We start from the raw sequence: 12,305 nt of genomic DNA, 5'->3' as shown, positions 1-12,305 counted from the left end.
TATCGGCCTGTAGGTCAGATAACGTGTTTACGCCGCCATCCGACAAATCTAACTCTCCAGAATGACCGTAGCGCAGGCGTAATGGCGTTCATCGGCCAACGTGACATGCATGTGCGCCACACCGAGTTTTTCCGCCAGCGTTAACGCCTCGCCCCACAGCCGCAAACGTGGTTTTCCCAGCTCATCGTTAAACACTTCGAACTGATTAAACGCCAGACCGTTGCGGATGCCGGTGCCAAAAGCTTTCGCTGCCGCCTCTTTGACCGCAAAACGCTTGGCGAGAAAACGCACCGGCTGCTGATGCGTCTCCCAGATAGCCCACTCGTTGTCACTGAGCACACGCCTTGCCAGACGTTCGCCGGAACGGGAGATCACTGCCTCAATGCGGGCAATCTCTACAATATCCGTTCCCAGGCCGAGAATCGCCATTAGCCGCGCGCTTCCAGCATCAAACGTTTCATTTCAGCCACCGCCTCTTTCAGCCCCGTCATCACCGCCCGACCAATAATGGCATGACCGATATTGAGCTCGTGCATTTCCGGCAGTGCGGCAATAGCTTTGACGTTATGGTAGGTCAGGCCATGACCCGCATTTACTTTTAGCCCCAGACGGGCTGCCAGGGTCGCGGCGCTGGCAATACGTGCCAGCTCTTTTGCCTGTTCCGCATCGGTTTCTGCGTTGGCATAGCAGCCGGTATGGATTTCGATAAACGGCGCGCCGACTTCCGCCGCCGCGTTGATTTGCCTTTCATCGGCATCGATAAAGAGCGAAACCTGGATGCCAGCCGCCGCCAGGCGCGCACAGGCATCACGCATTTTATCGCGCTGTCCGGCCACATCCAGGCCGCCTTCGGTGGTGACTTCCTGGCGTTTTTCCGGCACCAGACAACAGAAATGCGGCCTGGTTTCTACGGCGATCGCCAGCATCTCTTCGGTCACCGCCATCTCCAGATTCATACGCGTATGCAGCGTCTGACGCAGAATGCGCACATCGCGATCGGTAATGTGGCGACGATCTTCGCGCAGGTGTACGGTAATGCCGTCCGCGCCTGCCTGTTCAGCAATAAACGCCGCCTGTACCGGATCCGGATAGTCGGTGCCGCGCGCATTACGTAACGTGGCAATGTGGTCAATATTGACGCCTAACAGTAATTCAGCCATGACAATCCTCGTTAATCTTTCTTCGTTTTTACTGTGCGTTTGGGCATAAATTGCCGGAACAGCTCCCGGCTTTTTAACGGTTTTCCCCCAAGATACGGCTTTAATGCCATACGGGTAAAGCGTTTAGCGGCACGCAGGGTATCTACATCCGGAAATTCCCGCGCCTCCAGCGCTTTCAGGTGCCGTCCGGTAAAGGTGTTGTTATCGATGACGACGCTGGCGAAAAAGCCTTTTTCTTCGCGGTAACGGTAGGTCATGGTGTCATCCACCCGTTCGCCGCTGCCTGCACAGTGGGTGAAATTGACGCCATACCCCAGATGTCCCAGCAACGCCAGTTCGAAACGTCGCAACGCCGGTTCAGGCGAGCCGGTGGTTCCCGCCAGCGCCTGAATACAGTTCAGATAATCAAAAAAGAGTTCGGAGAAGCGCGTTTCATATTCCAGTACGCGAGAGAGGAGTTCGTTGATATACAGGCCGCTATAGAGCGTAATACCGCTTAACGGCAGCGCCAGAGAAACTGCCTCGGCGCTGCGCAGGGTTTTCACCTCGCCGCGTCCGCTGTAGCGTAGCAATAACGGCGTAAAAGGCTGCAACGCGCCTTTCAGATTGGAACGTTTAGATCGCGCGCCTTTGGCGACAAGGCGCACGCGCCCCGATTCTTCCGTGAAGACGTCCAGCATCAGGCTGGTTTCGCTCCAGGGGCGACTGTGCAGGACAAATGCGCGCTGCCACCCTTCCACGCTGTGTTAACTCACAGATCGTCTACGTAACCGAGACTGCGCAGAGCGCGTTCGTCATCGGCCCAGCCGGATTTCACTTTCACCCACAATTCCAGGTGTACCGGCGCTTCGAACATCTCCTGCATGTCTTTACGCGCTTCAATACCAATGGTTTTGATTTTGGCGCCTTTGTTGCCAATCACCATCTTCTTCTGCCCTTCGCGCTCGACGAGGATTAGCCCGTTGATATCATAGCCGCCGCGTTCGTTGGTAACAAAACGTTCAATCTCAACGGTAACGGAATACGGCAGCTCGGCGCCGAGAAAACGCATCAGCTTTTCACGAATGATTTCAGACGCCATAAAGCGCTGAGAGCGATCGGTGATGTAATCTTCCGGGAAGTGGTGAATAGCTTCCGGTAAATGTTTACGCACGATACCGGCAATGGTATCGACGTTCATACCCGTTTCAGCAGAGATCGGTACGATATCAAGAAAGTTCATCTGGCTTGCCAGGAACTGGAGGTGCGGCAGCAAATCGGCTTTTTCTTGCACGTTATCCACTTTGTTAACGGCGAGAATAACCGGCGCTTTGCCATCGCGCAGTTTGTTCAGGACCATTTCGTCGTCCGGCGTCCAACGGGTGCCTTCCACAACGAAAATCACCAGCTCAACGTCGCCAATCGAACTGCTCGCCGCCTTATTCATCAAACGGTTAATGGCGCGCTTTTCTTCCATATGCAGTCCCGGGGTATCGACATAAATTGCCTGATACGGGCCTTCGGTATGAATACCGACAATGCGGTGGCGCGTGGTCTGCGCTTTACGGGAAGTGATCGAAATCTTCTGCCCAAGCAGTTTGTTCAGCAAGGTGGATTTGCCAACGTTCGGACGTCCGACGATGGCAATAAATCCGCAGTAAGTTTTGTCAGTGCTCATTCCAACTCCAGTTTTTTCAGCGCCTGTTCGGCGGCAGCCTGCTCCGCCTTACGACGGCTGGAACCCGTGCCAACCACCGGTTCGCTCAGGCCGCTGACCTGGCAGTGGATAGTAAATTCCTGATCGTGCGCCTCGCCGCGTACCTGCACAACCAGGTAAGATGGCAGCGGCAGATGGCGACCCTGCAAATACTCCTGCAAGCGCGTTTTAGGATCTTTTTGTTTATCGCCCGGACTTATCTCATCCAGACGGGTTTTATACCAGTTAAGGATTAACTGCTCGACGGTCTGGATATTGCTATCGAGAAATACTCCGCCGATTAACGCTTCAACGGTGTCCGCCAGAATGGACTCCCGACGAAATCCGCCGCTTTTTAATTCGCCCGGCCCTAAACGCAGGCACTCGCCTAAATCAAATTCACGGGCTAATTCCGCCAGCGTATTACCACGTACCAACGTGGCGCGCATACGGCTCATATCTCCCTCATCCACCCGTGGAAAACGGTGATAAAGCGCGTTAGCGATAACGAAGCTCAGGATTGAATCGCCTAAAAATTCCAGGCGTTCGTTATGTTTACTGCTGGCGCTGCGGTGAGTTAATGCCTGCTGCAACAGCTCCTGATGATTAAAAGTGTAGCCCAGCTTCCGTTGAAGCCGATTAATTACGATGGGGTTCATGCGATACCAATAAATGAATGCGTCAACAATCCAGCACACGAAACAGACCTGATACACGTCATCTGTCCTGCCGCATCGCTGCAGCGGAAAGAAGGTTGTCTATAACCAACGCTGTTTCGTGTGCCGTGGCGACCAAACGGCGCCAACCTAAAACTTCGGGGGAATATTCTATACACAACGACAGGGGATGTCGTTAGTCTGAGGGAATTTATCCAGGAAATAATTCACGCTGCCGCTAAAAAGACGGCAGCGTGAGCGATCATTTCGTCACAGTTAGTGAATACCGCCGATACGACTCAGGCGTACGCCTGTCGGCCACTCCCCTTCCTGCTTGTCAAAGCTCATCCAGATAGCGACCGCTTTACCGACCAGATTCGCTTCCGGAACAAATCCCCAGTAACGGCTATCCGCGCTGTTATCGCGGTTGTCGCCCATCATGAAATATTGCCCCGGCGGTACAACCCAGGTCGCCAGCGGTTGTCCTGGCTGTTGGTAATACATGCCCAACTGATCCTGAGCTATCGGCACCATCAGGATGCGGTGGGTCACATCGCCTAACGTCTCTTTACGTTCGGTCAGGCGAATGCCGTTTTCTTTTGTCTCGTTTAGCGGAACCTCAAAGAAACCGCTGGTCGCTTCTCCGCCGTTACGGCGGGCAAAGGTCTGTACAAAATCGCTCGGCTCAACGTTAGAGTAGGTAACCGGTAGCGCGTTTTCGCACGCCTGACCGGAGCTACAGCCTGGCTGAATCGTCACCTCTTTCGCAACCGGATCATAAGTGATTTTATCGCCCGGCAAACCGACGGCGCGTTTGATGTAATCTAACTTAGGATCTTCCGGATATTTAAATACCACAATATCCCCGCGCTTTGGATGACCGGTTTCAATCAGGGTTTTCTGGTAGATCGGATCTTTAATGCCGTAGGCAAATTTTTCCACCAGAATAAAATCGCCGATAAGCAGTGTCGGCATCATTGAGCCTGACGGGATCTGAAAGGGTTCATAAAGAAATGAACGAACGATCAGAACGATCGCCAGAACCGGGAAAACCGACGCCCCGGTCTCCAGCCAGCCCGGCTTAGGCGCCACTTTATTGAGCGTAGCGTTATCCAGCGCATCTCCCGACGCCGTTTGCGCGGCAGCCTGGCGCGCCCGACGTTTTGGCGCGAAAACAAACTTATCAACGCACCATAAAATGCCCGTCACCAGTGTGGCTATCACCAGAATCAGGGCAAACATGTTCGCCATGCCAACTCCTTAGGGATTATTTATTGTCTTTACCGACATGCAGAATGGCGAGGAACGCCTCCTGAGGCAGCTCGACGTTACCGATCTGCTTCATGCGTTTCTTACCTTCTTTCTGTTTCTGCAGCAGTTTTTTCTTACGACTGATATCGCCGCCGTAGCACTTCGCCAGCACGTTTTTACGTAACTGTTTTACCGTCGAACGGGCAATAATATGCGTACCAATCGCCGCCTGAATCGCGATATCAAACTGCTGGCGTGGAATCAAATCTTTCATTTTCTCCACCAGCTCGCGACCACGGCTTTGCGAGTTATCACGGTGCGTGATCAGCGCCAGCGCATCGACACGCTCGTTGTTGATTAACACATCAACACGCACCATATCGGAAGCCTGGAAGCGCTTGAAGTTATAATCCAGAGACGCATAGCCACGCGACGTTGATTTCAGACGGTCAAAGAAGTCGAGCACCACTTCCGCCATCGGGATTTCATAGGTCAACGCGACCTGGTTACCGTGATATACCATGTTAGTTTGTACGCCGCGTTTCTCAATACACAGCGTAATAACGTTACCTAAATAGGCTTGTGGTAACAGCATATGACATTCGGCGATAGGCTCGCGCAGTTCATAAATGTTATTCAACGGCGGCAGCTTGGAGGGGCTATCAACATAGATAGTCTCTTTCGCCGTTGTTTCTACTTCATACACCACGGTCGGCGCAGTGGTGATCAGATCCAGATCGTATTCGCGTTCCAGACGCTCCTGAATGATCTCCATGTGCAACAGGCCGAGGAAGCCGCAGCGGAAACCAAAGCCCAGCGCCGAGGAGCTTTCCGGTTCATAAAACAGTGAGGCATCGTTCAGGCTCAGCTTGCCGAGCGCGTCGCGGAAACTTTCATAATCGTCGGAGCTGACCGGGAACAGACCTGCATAGACCTGCGGTTTCACCTTCTTAAAGCCCGGCAACGCTTTTTCCGCTGGGTTACGCGCTGAGGTTAAGGTATCGCCAACCGGCGCGCCGAGGATATCTTTAATGGCGCAGACCAGCCAGCCTACTTCGCCGCACTTCAGCTCGGTACGATCAACCTGTTTTGGCGTGAAGATCCCCAGGCGGTCAGCGTTGTAGGTCTGCCCGGTGCTCATCACTTTAATTTTGTCGCCTTTACGCATGGTGCCGTTTTTAATACGCACCAGCGATACCACGCCCAGGTAGTTATCGAACCAGGAGTCAATAATCAGCGCCTGCAGCGGGCCGTCCGGATCGCCTTGCGGCGGCGGGATATCGCGCACCAGGCGTTCCAGAACATCCGTCACGCCGACACCCGTTTTGGCGGAGCAGCGTACCGCGTCCGTCGCATCGATACCGACAATGTCTTCGATTTCTTCCGCCACACGCTCCGGATCGGCGGCCGGCAGGTCAATCTTGTTAAGCACCGGCACCACTTCAAGATCCATTTCCATCGCGGTGTAGCAGTTCGCCAACGTTTGCGCTTCTACGCCCTGGCCGGCATCCACCACCAGCAGCGCGCCCTCGCAGGCGGCTAACGAACGGGAAACTTCATAGGAAAAGTCAACGTGTCCCGGCGTGTCGATAAAGTTCAGTTGATAAGTTTCACCATCAGACGCTTTAAAATCCAGCGTCACACTCTGGGCTTTAATAGTAATACCGCGCTCACGCTCAAGATCCATCGAATCAAGTACCTGAGCTTCCATTTCACGGTCAGACAGGCCACCGCAGATTTGGATAATACGGTCAGACAGCGTCGATTTACCGTGGTCAATGTGAGCAATGATCGAAAAGTTACGTATGTTCTTCATAGAGATAAATTATTATGCCTTACGCCTGGTTGACCAGACTTTAGAGGTCGCTGTTCTGAGCTTAACGTCTGTTTTAACTGAAACGCCGCATTCTACACTACAACGCTAAGGCGAGGAAATGTTCATAGTGTAAGGAGAGCGGGAACTGGAAAACGCCTCGCTTTTCCCTGTAAAACACCGCAACGCAGGAAAAGCGCATGCTTATCGGGACAACACCCCAACGCGGCAGGTGTACCGTTGGGCAAAACGTTTACTGGCGCGTTTCTATTGAGGTAGTTTCGACGCGAACAAGGTCCGGCGGGAGGGCAACGTTTAAAATCACCGGCTGCCAGGCGTCGCGCTCCGCCAGTTTTCGGGAATAGCCGCGGGCAACCAGAAAACCGCCCACGCCGCCCAGCACGGCCCCGCTTAATGCGGCAAGGTCAGATCCAAACAGCATCTGAAAAAGCGCCGCACAAAGAAATAGCCCCGCTAAAGGCGACATATAGACCAGCAACGCCGAACCTAAAAGGCTTTTTTCGGCGATGCCCAACTCGACTTTCTGCCCCGGCGCCAGCGGCTCCGCGCTTGGCACAACAATGGTATGCGTGGTTTGCGGCCCTAATTTATTCAGCACGCGACTGCCGCATCCCGCACGGGAGGCGCAGCTGCTGCATGACGCTTTAACGTCGCAGCTCACCACCGCCTGACCATTCTGCCAGGAGACAACGGTTGCCCACTCTTTAATCATTGTACTGCCCTGAATTTGATACTGTCGGCAATGCGCTTCGCCGTTTGCGGCGGAAGCTCGCCGACAATGGTGATTTCCGCGTTGTCGCGAACGCTGCTATAAACCGTTCGGCGCCCGGTGCGCAGCATCTGATCGCTGCTGTTTTGCGTCGCCCGGTTCACATTGACGGAAAAGCTAAACAGACCGTCAGAATAAAGCCGCGATTCGATAGGCAGGTTATCCATCGTCGGCAACGGACGACGGCTGCTGGAAACTTCGCTAAAGCCTTGCGGTACCCAGGATGGACTCCAGTTAAATTTCGTTTTTTCGCCACCGGGAACAGAAAGCAGCGGCGGCAGATTCGCCTTCGCCAGCGCCTGCATGTTGCTGCCGATATCCTGACTCACCGTGAACGCAATAACGCGGAACTGCTCCAGCGTCTCGCCATCGCGATCCAGCAGATCAACGCGCATCGGCAGTTTGGTGTCCATGTCCATCCAGACGATATAGCTGTAACGCGTACCATCGCGCGCCACAACGCGGATAACTTCGCACAATCTGTCTGCGATACGGGTGCGTCCGACAGAAATAAAGTCGTAGTAAGGCGCCAGGCGCTTGAAGTCGGTGTAAATCAGGGAAGGCAGAGAATCGACAATATAATCACCGTTCAGGGTGAACGGCTCAAGGCCCGGTTCAAAATAACTGATTTCATTACCACGCTGTACGACCTCCCGGCGGGGACCGTCCAACTGTAGCAATTGCGCAAGCGGGCGACTATCCAGGCGTGCGTGTCGATAACGTAGAGATTCAACGCCTTGTTTCGTGATGCTGACGAATGACAGCTCGTAATTCAGTGACTGACTGGCGATGTTCATCTGCTGCAATAACGCCCCGGACGCAGGGTCGGCCGAGGCGTTTACTGAGAAGAACAGGCTAGCCGCCACAAGGGACATGGCAAACCAAAGTTGCTTCATTACTGCGATTGCGTTCCTAAAGTTTGGATTCCTGGCACCTGTACCGCGGCTTGCTGGGTTTGCGCCTGCTCAAACTGAAGCTGCTCGGAGTGCAGTCGGCGCTGCAGTTCATAGTCCTGCAACATGGCATTAATGCGACGACGCTGCTCCTGTACCTGCTGTTGCTGACTGCCGACAGGCGCTGCTTCAGAAGGCACTCCCAGACTTACCGGGCTGGCTTTCCCCATCATAGGCAGGGTATTGAAAACCGGCGTTTCAGGTTGTTGGGATGTTTCAGATTGCCCATTATAGTGCTGGACACCGACGATAACTGCAAGTGAAACGCACGCCGCCACGCCCATTTGGGTAAGCTGCGCCGCCCACGGACGCACTTTTTTCCAGAACGGCATTTTCTGCCATTGCTGCGGAGCGGGTTGGGCCTCAGGGATTAATGGCGACACCTGACGTACTGGCTCGTTTTCAATAGCGGCCATCACGCGAGCGGATATATCGAAATGGAGAACGTCAGGCGTATCCCCCCGCATTGAATCGCGGATCAGGTGATAACTCTCCCAGGTTTTCTGCATTTCCGGGTCGTGCGTAAGCGCTTTGAGCAGCTCACTATCCAACGTTTCGCCATCCATCAAAGCGGAAAGTTTTTCTTTCTGCATGCCTAATACCTTTTCCAGTATCCCGCTATCGTCAACGCCTGATAAGCGGTTGAACTTTATTATCAATAGCTTCCCGCGCCCGGAAGATACGTGAACGCACCGTCCCCACCGGACAATCCATGATAGCCGCTATCTCTTCATAGCTCAGGCCATCCAGCTCCCGTAAGGTGATTGCCATACGTAAATCTTCCGGGAGGGACTCAATAGTTCGGAAAACTATCTGTCTCAGTTCTTCTGACAACATTAAGTTCTCAGGGTTCGAAATTTCTTTCAGCGCGCCGCCGCTTTCAAAGTTTTCTGCTTCAATCGCGTCTACATCACTGGAAGGCGGACGACGCCCCTGCGCAACCAGGTAGTTCTTCGCGGTATTGACCGCAATACGATACAACCAGGTATAAAAAGCGCTATCCCCCCGGAAAGAATCCAGCGCGCGATAGGCCTTAATAAATGATTCCTGTACGACATCGGGAACGTCGCCCGATGGCACATAGCGGGAAACCAGACTCGCCACTTTATGCTGGTAGCGCACTACCAGTAAGTTAAAGGCTTTCTGATCTCCCTTCTGGACCCGTTCAACCAGGACCTGGTCCGTTAACTGCTCGCTCATCCGAGGTAATGTCTCCCCAAACCAAATTTCCACGCGCTTTCGAAACGCCACTCCATAAGCCGCACTATGAGCAAGCAACAGGTTAGAGTGTCTATGTTTCGTAAAGTTCCGTTACGCATTTGTTTTTGTTTGTCATGTTGTAGACAGGTCTTATCTTCCATTATAAGTCTACAGATGCTGAACAACGCACTATCTGTACAGAAATGCCCATTTCGTCGTTTGCAGAGTAACCTAACAGCATCTTTATTTCACTACAAAATCCGACGCTAACACCCTGCCCTATAAAATATTTTTTGCCGTTTATCTCTCGCCGTATTTTTATTTTATGTTTAATAAGCACAACACCAGCGAAATCATAACGTGCTTTTTAGCGCCATATAGTGCTAATCTGCCGCAACCATGTTTAGTAAATTAAACAAGAACCATGATGACAACTCCTGAACTGTCCTGTGATGTGTTAATTATCGGCAGCGGCGCGGCCGGACTCTCGCTGGCGCTGCGTCTGGCTGAAAAGCATAAGGTTATCGTCCTGAGTAAAGGGCCGGTGAGCGAGGGCTCCACGTTTTATGCGCAGGGCGGTATTGCCGCCGTGTTTGATGAAACCGACAGTATTGCGTCGCATGTCGAAGATACGCTGATTGCCGGCGCCGGAATTTGCGATCGCCACGCGGTGGAGTTTGTCGCCAGCAACGCCCGTACCTGCGTGCAGTGGCTTATCGATCAGGGCGTCCTGTTTGATACGCATGTCCAGCCAAACGGCAAGGAGAGCTATCATCTCACGCGTGAAGGCGGCCATAGTCATCGCCGTATCCTTCATGCCGCCGACGCTACCGGAAAGGAAGTCGAAACCACGTTGGTCAGTCGGGCGCAAAATCATCCTAATATTCAGGTGCTGGAACGCAGCAACGCCGTTGATTTAATTATCTCCGATAAAATGGGTCTGCCGGGGCCTCGCCGGGTCGTCGGCGCCTGGATCTGGAATCGCAATAAAGAGTGGGTTGAAACCTGTCATGCGAAGTCGGTGGTGCTGGCGACCGGCGGCGCCTCAAAGGTGTATCAATATACCACTAACCCGGATATTTCCTCCGGCGACGGTATCGCGATGGCCTGGCGCGCAGGCTGTCGGGTCGCTAATCTGGAATTTAACCAGTTTCATCCCACCGCCCTTTATCACCCGCAGGCGCGTAATTTTCTCCTTACCGAAGCGCTGCGTGGCGAAGGCGCATACCTTAAACGTCCGGACGGTTCACGGTTTATGCCGGACGTTGACGAACGCGGGGAACTGGCGCCGCGCGATATTGTCGCCCGCGCTATTGACCATGAGATGAAACGACTCGGCGCAGACTGTATGTTTCTCGATATCAGCCACAAGCCTGACGATTTTGTCCGCCAGCACTTCCCGATGATCTATGCGAAACTGCTCGATTTGGGGATGGATTTAACCAAAGAACCGATTCCCATTGTTCCTGCCGCGCACTATACCTGCGGCGGCGTGGTCGTCGATGATTATGGTCGTACCGATGTAGACGGCTTATATGCCATTGGCGAAGTCAGTTACACCGGCCTGCACGGCGCTAACCGTATGGCGTCCAACTCGTTGCTGGAATGCTTAGTGTACGGCTGGTCCGCAGCAATGGATATCGACAGGCGAATGCCTTCTGTCCACAGCGTTGACGCCCTTCCCGCCTGGGATGAAAGCCGCGTGGAGAACGCCGATGAGCGGGTGGTGATTCAGCATAACTGGCACGAACTGCGCCTGCTGATGTGGGACTATGTGGGCATTGTGCGCACGACGAAACGGCTGGAGCGCGCCCTACGGCGTATTACCATGTTGCAACAAGAGATTGACGAATATTACGCCAACTTTCGCGTCTCGAATAATTTACTGGAGCTGCGCAATCTGGTGCAAGTGGCCGAACTGATTGTGCGTTGCGCGATGATGCGTAAAGAGAGCCGGGGGCTGCACTTTACGCTGGATTATCCGCAACAACTGGCTGAATCAGGCCCATCGATCCTTTCGCCGTTAACGCCTCACATAAACAGATAAAATGCCTGGGTCAGCGCCGTATAACTTTCAGAATAATGCTGGTCTGACCCGCGAATTACTAATCTGTCGCTAAAGCACTCCCCGGCTTGTGGGGAGAATGCGAGCAAAACCCGGTGCGGCAAGCGCGCTTCGTTTTCCGCAACGTCAGTACGTAGCCGCAAATGCCATCCCATGTTGAGCGCTTGCTGCGTAAAAGCGTTACCTATTTGTTCCGGCAAGACTACGCAAAAAAAGCCATCTTCGGTAATACAATCCGCCACAATAGCCAATAACGTCTGGTGATCCAGCGTAGCGGTGTAACGCGCCTGCTCCCGCTGCGGCGTGGCGCATTCCACACCGGGTTCGTAATAAGGCGGGTTGCTGATAATAAGATCAAAGCGTACCGTCTGGCGAGGCGCCCAACTCTGAATATCGTCAGTATGCACCGTTATTCGATGCGGCCAGGGAGAGTGAGCCACGTTTTCCTGCGCTTGCATGGCAGCCCCGGCATCCAGTTCCACGGCGTCAATAGGCACATTGTCATCCGTCCGCTGCGCCAGCATTAACGCCAGCAGACCGCTTCCAGTACCGATATCCAGAATTCGCTTTACATCCGCGACCGGCGCCCACGCCCCGAGTAAAATACCGTCAGTTCCCACTTTCATCGCACACCGATCGTGTGCGACAAAAAACTGTTTAAACGTAAATCCGTTACGACGAAGAACGGAGCCAGACTGAGACATGTAAAAACAACCTTGCAAAAAAACGGCGACAGCGCCGA

At 53.5% G+C, this 12,305-nt stretch carries 14 protein-coding genes; 1 reads left to right on the top strand and 13 read right to left on the bottom strand.

Annotation, left to right across the window (positions count from 1 at the left end; all coding sequences use genetic code 11):
- Positions 1–48: 48 nt before the first annotated feature.
- From acpS to rseD, 12 genes are all read right to left on the bottom strand, one after another.
- Complete coding sequence (gene acpS, locus EOS98_RS06060; RefSeq protein ID WP_000986043.1) at positions 49–429, bottom strand: holo-ACP synthase; 381 nt, start codon at positions 427–429, stop codon at positions 49–51.
- Positions 429–1,160, bottom strand: coding sequence for a pyridoxine 5'-phosphate synthase (gene pdxJ, locus EOS98_RS06055; RefSeq protein WP_000818969.1), 732 nt, complete (start codon positions 1,158–1,160; stop codon positions 429–431). The genes acpS and pdxJ overlap by 1 nt, the downstream gene beginning before the upstream one ends.
- Before the next feature lie 11 nt (positions 1,161–1,171).
- Positions 1,172–1,900 (bottom strand): DNA repair protein RecO, encoded by a 729-nt coding sequence (recO, locus tag EOS98_RS06050; RefSeq protein ID WP_000399380.1) that lies wholly within the window; start codon positions 1,898–1,900, stop codon positions 1,172–1,174.
- An 11-nt stretch (positions 1,901–1,911) separates the two neighbouring features.
- A complete protein-coding gene (era, locus tag EOS98_RS06045) occupies positions 1,912–2,817 on the bottom strand; it encodes a GTPase Era (protein WP_000102230.1) in 906 nt (301 codons plus the stop codon).
- Positions 2,814–3,494 carry a ribonuclease III gene (rnc, locus tag EOS98_RS06040; RefSeq protein ID WP_001068341.1) on the bottom strand — a complete coding sequence of 227 codons (681 nt, stop codon included), beginning with the start codon at positions 3,492–3,494 and terminating at the stop codon, positions 2,814–2,816. Before rnc ends, era begins: the two co-directional genes overlap by 4 nt.
- Positions 3,495–3,767: 273 nt before the next feature.
- A complete protein-coding gene (gene lepB / locus EOS98_RS06035) occupies positions 3,768–4,742 on the bottom strand; it encodes a signal peptidase I (RefSeq protein ID WP_000002559.1) in 975 nt (324 codons plus the stop codon).
- A 16-nt stretch (positions 4,743–4,758) separates the two neighbouring features.
- Positions 4,759–6,558, bottom strand: coding sequence for a translation elongation factor 4 (gene lepA, locus EOS98_RS06030; RefSeq protein ID WP_000790154.1), 1,800 nt, complete (start codon positions 6,556–6,558; stop codon positions 4,759–4,761).
- Positions 6,559–6,808: 250 nt separating this feature from the next.
- Positions 6,809–7,288, bottom strand: a complete 480-nt coding sequence (gene rseC / locus EOS98_RS06020; RefSeq protein WP_000589087.1) for a SoxR-reducing system protein RseC — start codon at positions 7,286–7,288, stop codon at positions 6,809–6,811.
- On the bottom strand, positions 7,285–8,241 hold the full coding sequence (gene rseB / locus EOS98_RS06015) for a sigma-E factor regulatory protein RseB (protein WP_000812021.1): 957 nt from the start codon (positions 8,239–8,241) through the stop codon (positions 7,285–7,287). The genes rseC and rseB overlap by 4 nt, the downstream gene beginning before the upstream one ends.
- Positions 8,241–8,891, bottom strand: coding sequence for an anti-sigma-E factor RseA (rseA, locus tag EOS98_RS06010; RefSeq protein WP_001168374.1), 651 nt, complete (start codon positions 8,889–8,891; stop codon positions 8,241–8,243). The genes rseB and rseA overlap by 1 nt, the downstream gene beginning before the upstream one ends.
- Before the next feature lie 31 nt (positions 8,892–8,922).
- Entirely contained in the window at positions 8,923–9,498 is a 576-nt protein-coding gene (gene rpoE / locus EOS98_RS06005) for an RNA polymerase sigma factor RpoE (RefSeq protein WP_000003307.1), read from the bottom strand.
- A complete protein-coding gene (gene rseD / locus EOS98_RS06000; RefSeq protein ID WP_014344135.1) occupies positions 9,495–9,659 on the bottom strand; it encodes a rpoE leader peptide RseD in 165 nt (54 codons plus the stop codon). Before rseD ends, rpoE begins: the two co-directional genes overlap by 4 nt.
- A gap of 263 nt (positions 9,660–9,922) precedes the next feature.
- Between rseD and nadB the strand changes: the two genes are divergently transcribed.
- Positions 9,923–11,545 (top strand): L-aspartate oxidase, encoded by a 1,623-nt coding sequence (nadB, locus tag EOS98_RS05990; RefSeq protein ID WP_000989181.1) that lies wholly within the window; start codon positions 9,923–9,925, stop codon positions 11,543–11,545.
- Here nadB and trmN read toward each other — a convergent pair.
- Positions 11,530–12,267: a tRNA(1)(Val) (adenine(37)-N(6))-methyltransferase TrmN gene (trmN, locus tag EOS98_RS05985; RefSeq protein ID WP_126523909.1), complete on the bottom strand. Its 738-nt coding sequence runs from the start codon at positions 12,265–12,267 to the stop codon at positions 11,530–11,532. The genes nadB and trmN overlap by 16 nt on opposite strands.
- Between the last annotated feature and the right edge of the window lie 38 nt (positions 12,268–12,305).

Source organism: Salmonella sp. SSDFZ69, from assembly GCF_004010755.1.
Classification (GTDB): Bacteria; Pseudomonadota; Gammaproteobacteria; order Enterobacterales; family Enterobacteriaceae; genus Salmonella; species Salmonella enterica.
Note: the sequence above shows the minus strand (reverse complement) of the source record. Positions and strands in the feature narration are given on the sequence as shown.